Here is a 16,029-nt window from a genome sequence, read left to right as displayed (position 1 = left end):
TGCAGATGGCGGTGGATCTGTTCTGCTTTGTGGTCGATGGATCTGTATCTGTTGCGTAACAGTGCCTTGCGGCAAGATCGCGGGCAAGTCCGCTCGTCCCCGATTCGTTCTCCATCTGCTCCATGACCCTTGCCAGCGCCTCCCCGACCCTGTACCGCCGCCTGGCGGCCGACTACAGCCTGGCCATGGAACTGGGCACGCTCAAGGCGGGCGAGCGCATGCCTTCCGTGCGCGAGCTGATGCGCCGCCATGAGGTCAGCCTGTCCACGGCGCTGCAGACGCTGCGGCATCTGGAAGACCTGGGCCAGCTTGAAGCCCGCCCGCGCGTGGGCTACTTCGTGCGCGATGCCCGGCCGGCAGGCCTGGCGCCCGCCAGCGAGCCGGATCTGAGCCAGCCCGTGCAGCCGTTGCCACAACAGCACTTTGCGGGCATCAATGAGCACATCTCGCTCATGCTGGAGCGCGGCCGCCAGGCCGACGTGCGCGTGGACCTGGGCGGTGCCACGCCGCCGCCCGAACTGTTCGATCGCGGCTACCTGAACCAGACCGCCGCCCGGCTGCTGCGCGAGCAGCCCGACCTGTTGGTGCTGGGGCGCTCCATGATGGGCAGCCACCCTGATTTCCAGCGCGCCATGGCGCGGCGAGCGTTGGCGGCGGGCATCCATGTCGCACCGGCCGATGTGCTGGCGACCACGGGCAATTCCGAGGCCGTGAGCCTGGCGCTGGCCGCCGTGGCCTCGCCCGGCGACGTGGTGGCCGTGGAGTCGCCGACCTACTACGGTCTGCTGCAGGTGGTGGAGTCCTTGCAGATGCAGGCGCTGGAGATTCCCTGCAGCCCGCGCACCGGCCTGTCCATCGAGGCGCTGGAGCTGGCCCTGCAGACCCAGCCGCGCCTGAAGGCCGTGGTGGTCGTGCCCGAGCTGCAGATGCCGCTGGGTACGCGCATTCCCGATGAACACAAGGCCAGGCTGGTCGAGCTGTGTACCGCCCACGGCGTGGCGCTGATCGAGGACGACTCCTACGGCCTGTTCGTGGAAAGCAGCCAGCCCGTGCGCCCCATCAAGGCCTGGGATCGCCTGCCGGGCCAGGTGATCTATTGCGAGGCCTTCAACAAGAGCATGGCGCCGGGCCTGCGCCAGGGCTGGATGAACGCCGGCCAGTGGCATGGCCGGGTGCAGATGCTCAAGTTCGCGCGCAGCCGGGGCACCCAGACCCTGGCCCAGTTGCTGGCGGCCGCCTGCGTGGGCTCGCCCGCGCATCTGCGCAATCTGCAGCGCCTCAAGCAGCAGTTGCGGCGCCAGCGTGAAGGCATGGCGCAGCTGGTGGCGCGGTTTTTCCCGCTGGGCACGCGGCTGAGCCTGCCGCCCGGCGGGCTCAGCCTGTGGCTGGAGTTTCCGGCCGGTGTCTCCACTTCCGGCCTTTTCACCGAGGCGCTGGCGCGCGGCATCCGCACGGCGCCGGGCAGCATGTTCTCGAACTCGGGGCGCTACGAGCACTGCATGCGCCTGGGCTGCACCCTGCCGGTGGATGCCGTGGTCGAGCAGGCCTGCCGCGAGCTGGGTGCCATGGCCTGTGCGCAGCTGGGCCAGCCGGTGCGTAGCGGGTGACTGGCATAAAACGGACGCAAAAAAACCGCCGGGCTTGCGCCGGGCGGTTCTTGTCGGTACCGGGAACAGGCTGAATTACTTCAGCTTGATTTCCTTGTACGTGACGTGCTTGCGAGCCTTGGGATCAAACTTCATGATCGCCATCTTCTCGGGCATTGTCTTCTTGTTCTTGGTCGTGGTGTAGAAGTGGCCGGTTCCTGCAGTGGATTCCAGCTTGATCTTTTCGCGTCCGCCTTTAGCAGCCATGGTGTTTCTCCTTGAGGGATTTAGGCTTGGCCACGGGCACGCAGGTCTGCGAGCACGGAGTCGATACCGTTCTTGTCGATCAGGCGCAGAGCAGCGCTGGAAACGCGCAGGCGCACCCAACGGTTTTCGCTCTCAACCCAGAAACGGCGGTATTGCAGGTTGGGCAGGAAACGACGCTTGGTCTTGTTGTTGGCGTGGGAAACATTGTTTCCCACCATGGGCTTCTTGCCCGTTACTTCACATACGCGTGCCATGAGGACACTCCGATAGTTGTACAGCCGCCGACGCTGATGCCCTGCATTTGCTGCATGGCCTGCCGGCAACCTCACCTCGCCATAAAGGGTGGCGGTAACCCCATGCTGAAAGTGTCCTGGCCATGCAAGCAAGGCACGCTTCAAATTCAGCAAAGCCACGGATTATAGCGTCTCCATGAGAAAAGCCCCTGGGCCAGCCAAACACGGCTGGAGCCAGGGGCTTTTGCCGCCCTGCGGGAGAGCAGGGCGGGCAGGGTGGCGTCCTGCTTATTCCTGTTCGAGGAAGCGCTGGGCGTCCAGCGCGGCCATGCAGCCCGTGCCGGCGCTGGTGATGGCCTGGCGGTAGACATGGTCCTGCACGTCGCCGGCCGCGAACACGCCGGGCACGCTGGTCTGCGTGGCAAAGCCCTTGAGGCCGCCCTGGGTGATGATGTAGCCGGTCTCGTCCATCTCCAGGTGGCCCTTGAAGATCTCGGTATTGGGCGCATGGCCGATGGCGATGAAGCAGCCCTGCAGCTGGATGTCCTCGGCATGGCCGTCCTGGGTGCTCTTGATGCGGATGCCGGTCACGCCGGACTGGTCGCCCAGCACCTCTTCGAGCACGAAGTGGGTCTTGAGTTCGATCTTGCCGGCCCGGACCTTGTCCATGAGCTTGTCCACGAGGATGGGCTCGGCCTTGAACTTGTCGCGGCGGTGCACCAGGGTGACCTTGCTGGCGATGTTGGACAGGTACAGGGCTTCCTCGACGGCCGTGTTGCCGCCGCCGACCACGCACACGGGCTGCTCGCGGTAGAAGAAACCGTCGCAGGTGGCGCAGCCGGAGACGCCGCGGCCCATGAAGGCCTCTTCGGAGGGCAGGCCCAGGTACTTGGCCGAGGCGCCGGTGGCGATGATCAGGCTGTCGCAGGTATAGGTGCCGGAGTCGCCGGTCAGCGTGAAGGGGCGCTTGGAGAAATCGACGCTGTGGATGTGGTCGAACACCACCTGGGTCTTGAAGCGCTCTGCGTGCTCCAGGAAGCGCTGCATCAGCTCGGGGCCCTGCACGCCGTTCACGTCTGCAGGCCAGTTGTCCACCTCGGTCGTCGTCATCAGCTGGCCGCCCTGGGCCATGCCGGTCACCAGCAGCGGGTTGAGGTTGGCGCGCGCGGCATAGATGGCGGCCGTGTAGCCGGCAGGGCCGGAGCCGAGGATCAGGACTTTGGCGTGTTGCGTAGAAGACATGGATGCAGTTCTTGAAAAAGGCGCACGCCGGCAGTCGGCGTGCAGAAAAAAAGATACATCGGGCAGAGCAGTGGAGTATCGCTCCGCAGTCAGGTTCCCGTTGCCATATGGATCAATGGCCCGGATTGTCAAAAATGATCGACGTGGCGCCGTCATGCGGCGGCGTCATGCTCTGTTGCAAGTGCTTGCATTACGCTAGCGGGTCGCCCTGGCTGTTTTTGCGGCCAGTCCGAGGGGGCTGGGGTAAGCTCCCGCCTGCGTATGACTTACTCATTGAACGCTCTGAACGCTTCCACATCCGCCAAGGGCAAATCCAGGTCTGCGGCGCGCCCCGGCATGGTGGCGCGCTTCGGCCACGAAATGCTGCTGCTGGCGGGGCTGCTGGCCCTGGTGTTCTGGCTTGCCTCCATGCTCAGCTACTCGCCCCAGGATCCAGCGTGGTCCACCTCCGGGGCGGGACACGCGCGCCTGGTCGCCAACTGGATGGGCCGCGTCGGAGCCTGGCTGGCCGACGCCTGTTATTTCGGTTTCGGCATGTCGGTCTGGTGGCTGGTGCTGGCCTCGCTGCAGACCTGGCTGTCTTCCTTTGCGCGCTGGCTGCGCGGCGGCGTGCCGCGCGACGGTGTGCCACTGCCGCCCCTGTGGCGCCGGCGCCTGCGTTTTTGGGGCGGGCTGCTGCTGCTGCTGGGTGCGAGCTGCGCACTGGAGTGGACGCGCCTGTACCGCTTCGAGAGCGTGCTGCCCGGCCCGGCCGGCGGCGTCTTCGGTTACATGCTGGGGTACCACAGCCTGCAGTGGCTGGGCTTCATGGGCTCGGGCCTGATCGGAATCTGCGTGGCCGTGATCGGCCTGGCCATGGTGTTCCGCTTTTCCTGGGGTCATCTGGCCGAATCCATGGGCGCACGCCTGGACGGCTGGGTGCTCTTTCTTTTTGCGCGCCGTGAAAAGGCCCGGGACGAAGCCGCAGGCCGCCGCGCTGCGCGCGAGCGCGAGGAAGTGGTGCAGGAGGAGCGCACGGAAAGCGCCGTGCAGCACCCGCAGCCCGTGCAGATCATCGAGCCCGTGTTGCAAGAGGCTGCGGCCCCCAGCGTGCGCGTGGTCAAGGAGCGCCAGAAGCCCCTGTTCTCCGAACTGCCCGACAGCAAGCTGCCCCAGGTGGACCTGCTCGATGCGGCGCAGCAGCGCCAGGAAAGCGTCTCGCCCGAGACGCTGGAGATGACCAGCCGGCTGATCGAAAAGCGCCTCAAGGACTTTGGCGTCGATGTGCATGTGGTGGCCGCCATGCCCGGCCCCGTGATCACGCGCTACGAGATCGAGCCGGCCACCGGCGTCAAGGGCTCGCAGATCGTGAACCTGGCCAAGGATCTGGCGCGTTCGCTGTCCCTGGTGTCCATCCGCGTGATCGAGACGATTCCCGGCAAGAATTTCATGGCGCTGGAGCTGCCCAATGCCAAGCGCCAGTCCATCCGCCTGTCCGAGGTGCTGGGCTCGCAGGTCTACCACGACGCCAAGAGCATGCTGACCATGGGCCTGGGCAAGGACATCGTGGGCAATCCGGTCGTGGCCGATCTGGCCAAGATGCCGCACGTGCTGGTGGCCGGCACCACGGGCTCGGGCAAGTCGGTGGGGATCAACGCCATGATCCTGTCGCTGCTGTACAAGGCCGAGGCCCGCGATGTGCGCCTGCTGATGATCGACCCCAAGATGCTGGAAATGTCGGTCTACGAAGGCATTCCGCACCTGCTGTGCCCCGTGGTCACCGACATGAAGCAGGCCGCCAACGGCCTGAACTGGTGCGTGGCCGAGATGGAGCGCCGCTACAAGCTCATGAGCAAGCTGGGCGTGCGCAACCTGGCGGGCTACAACGTCAAGATCGACGAGGCCAAGGCGCGCGAGGAATCCATTCCCAACCCCTTCAGCCTCACGCCCGAGGAGCCCGAGCCGCTGCAGCGCCTGCCGCACATCGTCATCGTCATCGACGAGCTGGCCGACCTGATGATGGTGGTCGGCAAGAAGATCGAGGAGCTGATCGCGCGCCTGGCCCAGAAGGCTCGCGCGGCCGGCATCCATCTGATCCTGGCCACCCAGCGCCCCAGCGTGGACGTGATCACCGGCCTGATCAAGGCCAACATCCCCACGCGCATCGCCTTCCAGGTCAGCAGCAAGATCGACAGCCGCACCGTGCTTGACCAGATGGGCGCCGAATCCCTGCTGGGCATGGGCGACATGCTCTACATGGCCAGCGGCACGGGCCTGCCCGTGCGCGTGCACGGCGCCTTCGTGTCGGACGAGGAAGTGCACCGCGTGGTGGGCTACCTCAAGGAGCAGGGCGAGGCAGACTACATCGAAGGCGTGCTCGAAGGCGGCACGGCCGAGGGCGACAGCGAGTTCGGCTCGGAGTCCGGCGACGGCGGCAGCGGCGAGAAGGATCCCATGTACGACCAGGCCGTGGAAGTGGTCCTCAAGGACCGCAAGGCCAGCATCTCGTATGTGCAGCGCAAGCTCAGGATTGGTTACAACCGCTCGGCGCGGCTGCTGGAAGATATGGAAAAGGCGGGCCTGGTCAGCGGTCTCACGGCCAGCGGGCAGCGCGAAGTGCTGGTGCCCGCGCGCGCCGGGGAATGAGCCCGCCACCCCGCAATCATGGAGAAAGAATGAAACGTCTGTTGACTGCAGTTGTGATCGCGGCAAGCGCGACGGCCTCGTGGGCCGACGGCCTCAAGAGCCTGGAAGCCTTCATGAAGAATTCCCAGGCCGGCCGCGCCGAATTCACCCAGGCCGTCACGGCCCCGTCCAAGGACGGCCAGCCGCCGCGCACCAAGAACTCCAGCGGCCAATTCGAATTCCAGCGTCCCGGCAAATTCAGGTTCGTCTACACCAAGCCGTTCGAGCAGACCATCGTCGCCGACGGCAAGACGCTGTGGCTCTATGACGCCGACCTCAACCAGGTCACGCAGCGCCCCCAGGCCCAGGCCCTGGGCAGCACGCCGGCCGCCATCCTGGCGTCGGCCAACGATCTCAAGGCGTTGAGCGCCGACTTCGATCTGCAGTCCGCGCCCGAGCAGGATGGCCTGCAATGGGTCCAGGCCAGCCCCAAGGACAAGAACGGCCAGCTCAAGAGCGTGCGCGTGGGCTTTGCGGCCGATGGCCAGCTTTCGGCGCTGGACATCCTTGACAGCTTTGGCCAGCGTTCGCTGATCCGCTTCAGCCGGCTGCAGACCCAGGCGTCCCTGCCGGCCTCGACTTTCGAGTTCAAGGTGCCAGCGGGCGCCGACGTGCTCAAGCAGTAAGCCGCGCTGCCGCGCGGGGCAACCCTTCAGGCCAGTCGCAGGCTGCAGTGCGCAGTTTGTGAGGTTTTGTAATGGTTTTGCCTAATATCGTCGAGACAATGGCGGCCTGCGGCCAGCGATTGTTTCGACGTCCCTCCGAGGACATGCTGGCCGGCTCTCGCATGCCTTTATGAACCTCAGTCGCAAGTTGCCGCTCGCCATTGCCATGGCGCTGCTATTCACCCTCGCTGCCGGATTCTTCGGACTCTGGTCGGCCCATCGATCCCTCGGCGTCTTTCACGGCGATGTCCAGCGCCACATGGCGGCGGAACGCCTTGCCGCCGAGGTGGAAGGCCACTTCAAAACCCAGGTCCAGGAATGGAAGAACGTGCTGCTGCGCGGCTCGGACAACGCGCTGCGCGAGCAGCACTGGAAGGGCTTTCTGGCCGATGAGCGCGCCGTGCAGGACAAGACCGCAGCCTTGCTGGCCCTGGTGGACGATGCCTCGCTGCGCGAGATCGCCCAGGGCTTTGTGGCGCAGCACCGCAAGATGGCCGAAGGCTACCGCGTGGGGCTGGACAAATTCGAGGCCACGGGCTTCGACCCTTCCGTGGGCGACATGGCCGTGCGCGGCGTGGACCGCGAGCCGGCCGAGCTGCTGTCCCAGCTCAAGGCCGGCATTGCGGCGCAGAGCAAGGCGGTGGCCGACGATGCCTACAGCAGCGGCAAGCATGCCACGGAGCTGAGCCTGGTGCTGATGCTGGTGGCGGCCGTGGCCGGCGTGGCCATTGGCTGGCTCATCACCCGTGCCGTGGTGGCACCGCTGCGCAGCGCGGTCCAGCTGGCCGAGAAGGTGGCCCAGGGCCATCTGACCAATGCCATAGCGAGCGGCGGGCGCGACGAACTGGGCCAGCTGCTGCGGGCGCTGGGCGCCATGCAGGAGCAGCTGCGCAGTATCGTCGTGGAAGTGCGCGGCAATGCGGAGCAGGTGGCATCCGCCAGCTCGCAGATCGCGGCCGGCAACAGCGACCTGGCCCAGCGCACCGAGCAGCAGGCATCGGCCCTGCAGATGACGGCTTCGTCCATGGACCAGCTCGACTCCACCGTGCGCGGCAATGCGGACCATGCGGAGAAGGCCAACGTCCTGGCCTCCACGGCCAGCGACATCGCCACGCGCGGCGGCGATGCCATCTCGGCCGTCGTGGGCACCATGCGCAGCATCCAGGATGCATCCGAGCGCGTGGTCAGCATCATCGAGGTGATCGACGGCATCGCGTTCCAGACCAATATTCTTGCGCTCAATGCGGCCGTGGAGGCCGCACGGGCCGGAGAACAGGGCCGGGGCTTTGCCGTGGTCGCCGCCGAGGTCCGCACGCTGGCCCAGCGCAGTTCGGGCGCGGCGCGGGAAATCCGTGACCTGATCCAGGCCAACGCCCAGCGCGTGGCCCTGGGTGCCGAGGAGGTGGACAGCGCGGGTGCGACCATGGCCTCGGTGCAGGAGGTGATTGCCAAGGTCTCGCGCATGATCGGCGCCATCAGCCACTCCAGCGGCGAACAGAGCGCGGGCGTGAGCCACGTCAACAGCGCCATCGTCCGCATCGAGGAGGGGACCCAGCAGAACGCCGCGCTGGTGGAGCAGACCAGTTCGGCCGCCGAGAGCCTGCGCAAGCAGGCCCATCAGCTGGTCGAACTCATGGCGCGTTTCAGGACGGCCTGAACGCGGTGGCCGGGGCCGGGCGCAGCCGGTCGTGGAGCGCCGCCAGCACCAGGGTGGCTGCCACGGGCAGGGCCCAGCCCATGCCGTTGCCCGGCAGGCTGTTCAGGAAGGCGGGCAGCCAGTCCTGCCAGCCGGCCGCCTTGGCCGCATCGATGAGGCCAAACACCAGGGCCACGGCCAGCACCGGCGCGAACACGCGCTGCGCATTGCGCCACAGGCCTGACAGCAGGCTCAACACCACCAGGGCGATGGCCAGCGGATAAATGCCCACCAGCACGGGGCCGGACAGGGCGATCAGCTGGGCCAGGCCCTGGTTGGACACCAGGATGCACGCCAGGCCAATGGCCACCACCACCGCGCGGTAGGGCAGGCGCAGCATCTCGCTGAAGTAGGCGCCACAGGCGCTGACCAGGCCCACGGCCGTGGTCAGGCAGGCCAGGGAAATCACCACCGCCAGCAGCAGGCTGCCGATGGGGCCGAAGGTGTGATCCACATAGCGCGTGAGGATGAGCACGCCGGTCTGCGCCTGCGGGGCGATGGACTGGCTGGTGGCGCCCAGATGGATCAGCGACAGGTACACCAGGCCCAGGCCCACGGCCGCGATCACGCCCGCGATGATGGCGTAGCGCGTCTGCAGCCCGGGGTGGGAGATGCCCCGGTCCCGGATGGCGTTGACGATGACGATGCCGAAGGCCAGGGCGCCCAGCGCGTCCATGGTCTGGTAGCCCTCCAGAAACCCTTCGGTCAGGGGCGCGACCAGGTAGTCGCCGCTGGCGCTGGTGGCGGCACCGGCCGGCAGCAGCACGGCGGCGGCACCCAGCACCACCAGGGCCAGGATCAGCACCGGCGTGATCAGCTTGCCGATGGTGTCGATCAGCTTGCCGGGGAACAGGGACAGGCCCATGACCAGCACAAAGTACACCGCCGAGTAGATGAACAGCGCAGTGCTGCTATGGCCCACGAAGGGCGCAAAGCCCATCTCGAACGACACGGTGGCCGTGCGCGGCGTGGCAAACAGCGGGCCGAGGATGAGATAGATCAGCAGGCCCAGCACCATGCCCGCCTTGCGGCCCACGGGCGAGGTCAGCGCATCGAGCCCGCCGCCCACGCGCGCCAGCGCCACCACGGTGAGCAACGGCAGGCCCACGCCCGTCAGCAGAAAGCCCGTGGCCGCAGCGGCCGCGTGCTCGCCGGCGCCCTGGCCGACCATGGGCGGAAAGATGATGTTGCCCGCGCCGAGGAACAGCGCAAAGGTCATGAAGCCTAGGGCGATAAGGTCCCGGGTCTTGAGTGTTTGCATGGATGCAGAAATGAAAAGGTCCTGCCTTGCCGCATGGCAGGCAGTTCCGGAAACGGTGGGAGGCGCGGAGCGATGGGGCAGCAATGGCGCAGGCCCGATGGCCGCGCATGCCGCGCGGCCGGCTCCGCAAAGGGCAGCATTTTAGGGCGGTGGCCCGAAGCGGGTGAAAAATGTCAGTGATTGCTCTTGATGAGATGCATGCAAACCATTCCTGTCATGTGAGTGACATGCCTGCAGGCGATGGCCAGGCTACCGGCTGGCGATCCATGGCTTCATCCCCCGCGGCCAGGTACAGGCATCAGGGGCTGGCGCACCCGCTGCCGCCATGGCGTGGACAATGGCGTCATGGTTTTGCAACTGCATCTGTTCCCCTCGGCAGCGAATCCGGCACATGGGCTGCCGAACGCCTTCTGCGCGGCGCTGCCTGCGACGGAGCTGGCCCATGGCTGATCTGTTCACCCAGGAGCCCTCCGCACCACTGGCCGAAGCCCTGCGGCCCAAGACCCTGGACGAGGTCGTGGGCCAGTCCCATCTGCTGGGCGAGGGCAAGCCGCTGCGCCTGGCCTTCCAGTCGGGCAAGCCGCACTCCATGATCTTCTGGGGGCCGCCCGGCGTGGGCAAGACCACGCTGGCCCGGCTCACGGCCACGGCCTTCAAGTGCGAGTTCATCGCCCTGTCTGCGGTGTTCTCCGGGGTCAAGGACATCCGCGCGGCCATGGAGCAGGCGCAGCAGAACCTGGCCATGGGCCGGCACACCATCCTCTTCGTGGACGAGATCCATCGCTTCAACAAGTCCCAGCAGGATGCGCTGCTGCCCTATGCGGAAAGCGGGCTGGTGACCTTCATCGGCGCCACCACGGAAAACCCGTCCTTCGAGGTGAACTCGGCCCTGCTGTCGCGCGCTCAGGTCTATGTGCTGCAGTCGCTGACCGACGATGAACTCAGGCAACTGCTGCTGCGGGCGCAGGAAAAGGCCCTGGGCGGCCTGGAGTTCGACGACCTGGCGCGCGACACCATCGTCGGCTATGCCGATGGCGATGCCCGGCGCTTCCTGAACCTGCTGGAGCAATGCCAGACGGCGGCCGGCGCTGCGGGCGTCACGCGGATCGATGCCGAGTTCGTGCAGAACGCGCTGACCTTGAATGCCAGGCGCTTCGACAAGGGCGGCGACAACTTCTACGACCAGATCTCGGCCCTGCACAAGTCCGTGCGCGGCTCTCATCCCGATGCCGCGCTCTACTGGCTCACGCGCATGCTCGATGGCGGGGCCGATGCGCGCTACCTGTCGCGGCGCATCGTGCGCATGGCCTGGGAGGACATCGGCCTGGCCGACCCGCGCGCCATGCAGATCGCCAACGACGCGGCCCTGACCTATGAGCGCCTGGGCAGCCCCGAGGGCGAGCTGGCGCTGGGCCAGGCCGTCATCTACCTGGCCATGGCCGCCAAGAGCAACGCCGGCTACAACGCCTACAACAAGGCCCGGGCCTTCGTGAAGCAGGACAGGAGCCGCGAGGTGCCCGTGCACCTGCGCAACGCGCCCACCAAGCTCATGAAGGAGCTGGGCTACGGCCATGAATACCGCTACGCGCACGATGAGCCCAACGCCTACGCGGCCGGCGAGACCTACCTGCCCGAGGGCATTGCTGAGCCGGGCTGGTACCAGCCCGTGCCCCGGGGCCTGGAAATCAAGATCGGCGAGAAGCTGGCCGTGCTGCGCAAGTGGGACGAAGAGGCTGGCGGCGCATAGCCGAAGCCGGTGAGGGCGGGCCGGTGCCGGGACTAGGCGCCCGGGCCGGGCTCCACCGCCACGTCCCGCGCGTGCAGGGGGGCGTGGCACTCCGAGCAGACGACCAGGGGGTCGAACGTGTGGCCGCACACCGTATGCCGGTGCAGCAGGGGCCGGCCTTGCTCGCCGGACATGTGTACATCACCCCAGTGCACGATGGCCATGACCACCGGATGCAGGTCCAGCCCCTTGGGCGTGAGACGGTACTCATGCCGCATGGGCGCCTCCTGGTAGGCCACCTTCTTGAGCACGCCTGCCTCGACCAGCCTGGCCAACCTGTCCGACAGCATGGGGCGTGAAATGCCCAGGCGTCCCAGGAATTCATCGAAGCGGCGTACGCCCAGAAAGCAGTCGCGCAGCACCAGCAGTGTCCAGCGGTCGCCGATGACCGAGACCGTGCGTGCGATGGAGCAGCGCTCCTCTTCCAGTTCGTTCCATTTCATTGGGCAGTTCCCCGCTTGACGGGTTCTGATTTTAAACCTACCGTGCATTGGGTTCAAAAAATGAACTGACCAATCATTCACGGAGATCCCATGACCGACAAGAAAGCCATTCTCGTGATCGGCGCTGGCGACGCCACGGGCGGCGCCATCGCCCGGCGTTTTGCGCGCGAGGGCTATATCGCCTGCGTCACGCGCCGCGACGCGGACAAGCTCCAGCCCCTGGTCGAACAGATCCGCGCCGCCGGTGGCCAGGCCCATGGTTTTGGCAGCGACGCGCGCAAGGAAGAGGAAATGGTGGCCCTGGTGCAGAAGATCGAGGCCGAGATCGCACCCATCGAGGTCGCCGTCTTCAACATCGGCGCCAACGTGCGCTTCGGCATCACCGAGACCACGGCGCGCGTCTACTTCAAGGTCTGGGAGATGGCGTGCTTCGCCGGCTTCCTGATGGGGCGGGAGGCGGCCAGGGTGATGCTGCCGCGCGGCCGGGGCACCATCCTCTTCACGGGTGCCACGGCCAGCCTGCGCGGGCGCGAGGGCTTTGCGGCGTTTGCCGGTGCCAAGCACGGCCTGCGTGCGCTGGCCCAGAGCATGGCGCGCGAGCTCTGGCCCAAGGGCATCCATGTGGCCCATCCCGTGATCGACGGCGCCATCGACACGGAGTTCATCCGGACCAATTTTCCCGAGCGCTATGCCCTCAAGCAGCAGGACGGCATCCTCAATCCCGACCACATCGCCGACCTCTACTGGCAACTGCACCAGCAGCCGCGCGATGCCTGGACGCATGAAACCGAAATCCGCCCCTGGATGGAGTCCTGGTAGGCCCTTCAGCCCTTTCCGCACCTTCAGCCCCTTCAGCCCCTTCGCTTCGATGCTCCATCCCATTTGATGCAGGCCGCGCCATGAACCCCAACGTGCAATTCCTCTTCGACTTCGGCAGCCCCAACGCCTATCTCTGCCACCAGGTCATCCCCGCAATCGAGGCGCGCAGCGGCATACGCTTCGACTATGTGCCGGTCCTGCTGGGCGGCCTGTTCAAGCTGGCCAACAACCGCTCGCCGGCCGAGGCGAATGCCGATATTCCCAACAAGCGCGCCTATGAGGCGCTGGAACTGCAGCGTTTCGTGCAAAGCCATGGGCTCACGCGCTTCCGGATGAATCCGCACTTTCCCGTCAACACCCTGCAAATCATGCGCGGGGCCGTGGCGGCGCAGGGCCTGGGCTGCTTCGAGCGCTATGTGGATGCGGTGTTCTCCAGCATGTGGGAGAAGGGCTGCAAGATGGACGATGCCCAGGTGATCGGCACCGAGCTGTCCGGGGCGGGCCTGGACGCCCCGGCCCTGATCGCCGCAAGCCAGACGCCCGAGGTCAAGGCCAGGCTGCTGGCAAATACCGAGCAGGCCTTCCACCGTGGCGCTTTCGGATCGCCCACCTTTTTTGTTGGCGACGAGATCTACTTCGGCAAGGACCGCCTGCGCGATGTGGAGGAGCAAGCGCTGCGGGCCTGCAGCCAGCCTCAGGCCGATCGCCCGTCGTAGCGCGTGGTGCGCAGCGCCTCGGGGTCCACGCCTTCCAGGCAGCGCACGTTGACGGCCGCCATGTGCCGGCCCTGGGGGTCGATGGCCTCGCCGAACGGATGGATGCCGCAGGTCGGGCAGAAGCGGTGCTGGATCAGGTGCCGGTGGAAGGTGTAGGTGCGCATCTGCTCCTCGGGCGTGCTCAGTTGCAGCTGTTCGCGGGGCACGAACCACATGAGGGCGCCCTTGCGCGAGCAGATGGAGCAATTGCAGGCCATGGCCTGGGTGAGTTCGCCTTCCACATCGAAAGCGATGCCGCCGCAGTGGCAGCTGCCGTGGTATTTCATCGGGGTTCTCCGTGGCCGCCGCGGGCTGGCGGCACTGCCGTTGATGGTAGGAGTTCATGCTGGCTACGGCAAATTGCTGCAGTGCTACATAAGAGCACGTGGCTTGTAAAGCCTCGGGAAACCCCGCTGCAACAAGGCGTTGCAGGCCGCCAGGGGGTGCCTAGAATCGCCAATCCCCTGCGGTTTCCGGGCCACAAGCCAGGATGCGGCGGGAGAGCTTCCACCACCATGGCATTGCTGGCTCCGTTCGTTTGGATGCGAGGCACGCTGAATGTCTCCATCCTGGACTAAAGGGGAGAGCGCATATGGACATACTGCTTCAGCAGGTCATCAACGGATTGGTCCTGGGCAGCATGTACGCCCTGATCGCCCTGGGCTACACCATGGTGTACGGCATCATCCAGCTCATCAACTTCGCCCATGGCGAGGTGCTCATGGTCGGCGCGCTGACCAGCTGGAGCTGCATAGGCCTGATGCAGGAGGCCATGCCCGGTGCGCCGGGCTGGCTGATCCTGCTGCTGGCGACCGTGATCGCCTGCGTGGTGGCCGCGGCACTGAATTTCGTGATCGAGAAAGTGGCCTACCGCCGCCTGCGCAGCAGCCCGCGCCTGGCGCCGCTGATCACGGCCATCGGTGTCTCGCTGCTGCTGCAGACGCTGGCCATGATCATCTGGAAGCCCAACTACAAGGCCTATCCCACGCTGCTGCCGAGCACGCCCTTCGAGATCGGCACGGCGGTGATCACGCCCACCCAGATCCTGGTGCTGGTGGTCACGGCGATCGCGCTGGCATCGCTGACCTATCTGGTCAACTACACCAAGCTCGGGCGCGCCATGCGGGCCACGGCCGAGAATCCGCGCGTGGCGGCCTTGATGGGCGTCAAGCCCGACGTGGTGATCTCGGCCACCTTCATCATCGGCGCCGTGCTGGCGGCCATCGCGGGCATCATGTACGCCTCCAACTACGGCACGGCCCACCACACCATGGGCTTTCTGCCGGGGCTCAAGGCCTTCACGGCGGCCGTGTTCGGCGGCATCGGCAACCTGGCCGGTGCCGTGGTCGGCGCCATGCTGCTGGGGCTGATCGAGTCCATAGGCTCGGGCTACATCGGCGACCTCACGGGTGGCGTATTGGGCAGCCACTACACCGACATCTTCGCCTTCATCGTGCTCATCATCATCCTGACGCTGCGCCCCTCGGGCCTGCTGGGTGAGCGTGTGGCCGACCGCGCCTGAGGAGACCCGCATGAACAGCAAGAAGACCGTGCAATGGATTCTGGGCGGCCTGGCGCTGATGGTGCTGCCGCTGGTGCTGCAGTACTTCGGCAATGCCTGGGTGCGCATCGCCGACCTGGCCCTGCTCTATGTGCTGCTGGCACTGGGCCTGAACGTGGTGGTGGGCTATGCAGGCCTGCTGGACCTGGGCTACGTGGCGTTCTACGCCGTGGGCGCCTACATGTTCGCGCTGATGGCCTCGCCGCATCTGGCGGAGACCTTCGAGGGCTTTGCCGCCATGTTCCCTGACGGGCTGCATACCTCCATCTGGCTGGTGATACCGCTGGCGGCGCTGCTGGCGGGCATCACGGGAATACTGCTGGGCATCCCGGTGCTCAAGCTGCGCGGGGACTACCTGGCCATCGTCACGCTGGGCTTCGGCGAGATCATCCGCATCTTCATGAACAACCTGGACCAGCCGGTCAACATCACCAACGGCCCCAAGGGCATAGGCCAGATCGACTCGGTGAAAATTCTGGGCCTGGACCTGGCCAAGCGCCAGGAGATCTTCGGCTACGACATCAGCTCGGTCACGCTGTACTACTACCTGTTCCTCTTCCTGGTGCTGGTCAGCATCGTGATCTGCTGGCGCCTGCAGGACTCGCGCATCGGCCGTGCCTGGATGGCCATCCGCGAGGACGAGATCGCCGCCAAGGCCATGGGCATCAACACGCGCAACATGAAGCTGCTGGCCTTCGGCATGGGCGCTTCCTTCGGTGGTGTCTCGGGCGCCATGTTCGCGGCCTTCCAGGGCTTCGTCTCGCCCGAGTCGTTCAGCCTCATGGAGTCCATCATGATCGTGGCCATGGTGGTGCTGGGCGGCCTGGGCCATTTGCCGGGCGTGATCCTGGGGGCGGTGCTGCTGTCGGCCCTGCCAGAGGTGCTGCGCTATGTGGCCGGTCCCTTGCAGCAGATGACCGACGGGCGGCTTGACGCCTCCATCCTGCGCCAGTTGCTGATCGCGCTGGCCATGATCGTCATCATGCTGATGCGTCCGCGCGGCCTGTGGCCGTCGCCCGAGCATGGCAAGAACCTGCCGCACCAGTCCTGA

General features: G+C 66.2%; 15 protein-coding genes. 9 read left to right on the top strand and 6 right to left on the bottom strand.

Annotated elements, in window-relative coordinates:
• Positions 1 to 122: 122 nt before the first annotated feature.
• Positions 123 to 1,607, top strand: coding sequence for a PLP-dependent aminotransferase family protein (locus tag A9976_RS16880; protein ID WP_183019937.1), 1,485 nt, complete (start codon positions 123 to 125; stop codon positions 1,605 to 1,607).
• A gap of 75 nt (positions 1,608 to 1,682) precedes the next feature.
• Here the strand turns inward: A9976_RS16880 and rpmG are convergent, their stop codons facing one another.
• The 3 genes from rpmG to trxB all read right to left on the bottom strand — a co-directional run bounded on the left by rpmG (position 1,683) and on the right by trxB (position 3,328).
• Positions 1,683 to 1,853, bottom strand: coding sequence for a 50S ribosomal protein L33 (gene rpmG / locus A9976_RS16875; RefSeq protein ID WP_012207164.1), 171 nt, complete (start codon positions 1,851 to 1,853; stop codon positions 1,683 to 1,685).
• 20 nt (positions 1,854 to 1,873) lie between these two features.
• A complete protein-coding gene (gene rpmB / locus A9976_RS16870; RefSeq protein ID WP_012207163.1) occupies positions 1,874 to 2,107 on the bottom strand; it encodes a 50S ribosomal protein L28 in 234 nt (77 codons plus the stop codon).
• 267 nt (positions 2,108 to 2,374) lie between these two features.
• Positions 2,375 to 3,328, bottom strand: coding sequence for a thioredoxin-disulfide reductase (gene trxB / locus A9976_RS16865; RefSeq protein WP_034396780.1), 954 nt, complete (start codon positions 3,326 to 3,328; stop codon positions 2,375 to 2,377).
• A gap of 261 nt (positions 3,329 to 3,589) precedes the next feature.
• Between trxB and A9976_RS16860 the strand changes: the two genes are divergently transcribed.
• From A9976_RS16860 to A9976_RS16850, 3 genes are all read left to right on the top strand, one after another.
• A complete protein-coding gene (locus A9976_RS16860; protein ID WP_183019936.1) occupies positions 3,590 to 5,953 on the top strand; it encodes a DNA translocase FtsK in 2,364 nt (787 codons plus the stop codon).
• Between the two features lie 29 nt (positions 5,954 to 5,982).
• Positions 5,983 to 6,618, top strand: a complete 636-nt coding sequence (lolA, locus tag A9976_RS16855) for an outer membrane lipoprotein chaperone LolA (RefSeq protein WP_183019935.1) — start codon at positions 5,983 to 5,985, stop codon at positions 6,616 to 6,618.
• A gap of 169 nt (positions 6,619 to 6,787) precedes the next feature.
• Positions 6,788 to 8,314 carry a methyl-accepting chemotaxis protein gene (locus A9976_RS16850; protein ID WP_183019934.1) on the top strand — a complete coding sequence of 509 codons (1,527 nt, stop codon included), beginning with the start codon at positions 6,788 to 6,790 and terminating at the stop codon, positions 8,312 to 8,314.
• Here the strand turns inward: A9976_RS16850 and brnQ are convergent.
• On the bottom strand, positions 8,301 to 9,614 hold the full coding sequence (gene brnQ, locus A9976_RS16845) for a branched-chain amino acid transport system II carrier protein (RefSeq protein ID WP_183019933.1): 1,314 nt from the start codon (positions 9,612 to 9,614) through the stop codon (positions 8,301 to 8,303). The two genes, A9976_RS16850 and brnQ, sit on opposite strands and share 14 nt — an antisense overlap.
• 442 nt (positions 9,615 to 10,056) lie before the next feature.
• Between brnQ and A9976_RS16840 the strand changes: the two genes are divergently transcribed.
• Positions 10,057 to 11,361 (top strand): replication-associated recombination protein A, encoded by a 1,305-nt coding sequence (locus tag A9976_RS16840; protein WP_012207157.1) that lies wholly within the window; start codon positions 10,057 to 10,059, stop codon positions 11,359 to 11,361.
• 32 nt (positions 11,362 to 11,393) lie between these two features.
• Here A9976_RS16840 and A9976_RS16835 read toward each other — a convergent pair whose 3' ends face one another.
• Positions 11,394 to 11,843, bottom strand: coding sequence for a helix-turn-helix domain-containing protein (locus A9976_RS16835; protein WP_183019932.1), 450 nt, complete (start codon positions 11,841 to 11,843; stop codon positions 11,394 to 11,396).
• 90 nt (positions 11,844 to 11,933) lie between these two features.
• Between A9976_RS16835 and A9976_RS16830 the strand changes: the two genes are divergently transcribed.
• Entirely contained in the window at positions 11,934 to 12,662 is a 729-nt protein-coding gene (locus A9976_RS16830) for an SDR family oxidoreductase (RefSeq protein WP_183019931.1), read from the top strand.
• An 80-nt stretch (positions 12,663 to 12,742) separates the two neighbouring features.
• A complete protein-coding gene (locus tag A9976_RS16825) occupies positions 12,743 to 13,378 on the top strand; it encodes a 2-hydroxychromene-2-carboxylate isomerase (protein WP_183019930.1) in 636 nt (211 codons plus the stop codon).
• Here the strand turns inward: A9976_RS16825 and A9976_RS16820 are convergent.
• Positions 13,357 to 13,704, bottom strand: coding sequence for a GFA family protein (locus A9976_RS16820; RefSeq protein WP_183019929.1), 348 nt, complete (start codon positions 13,702 to 13,704; stop codon positions 13,357 to 13,359). The two genes, A9976_RS16825 and A9976_RS16820, sit on opposite strands and share 22 nt — an antisense overlap.
• A gap of 305 nt (positions 13,705 to 14,009) precedes the next feature.
• Here A9976_RS16820 and A9976_RS16815 point away from each other — a divergent pair, with 305 nt between their 5' ends.
• Both A9976_RS16815 and A9976_RS16810 read left to right on the top strand, forming a co-directional pair.
• Entirely contained in the window at positions 14,010 to 14,939 is a 930-nt protein-coding gene (locus A9976_RS16815; RefSeq protein WP_012207152.1) for a branched-chain amino acid ABC transporter permease, read from the top strand.
• A gap of 10 nt (positions 14,940 to 14,949) precedes the next feature.
• Complete coding sequence (locus A9976_RS16810; RefSeq protein WP_013800924.1) at positions 14,950 to 16,029, top strand: ABC transporter permease subunit; 1,080 nt, start codon at positions 14,950 to 14,952, stop codon at positions 16,027 to 16,029.

The sequence above is a fragment of the Delftia sp. UME58 genome (genome assembly GCF_014170385.1).
Lineage (GTDB): Bacteria > Pseudomonadota > Gammaproteobacteria > Burkholderiales > Burkholderiaceae_C > Comamonas > Comamonas acidovorans.
This window is presented reverse-complemented; position numbering and strand designations above follow the sequence as displayed.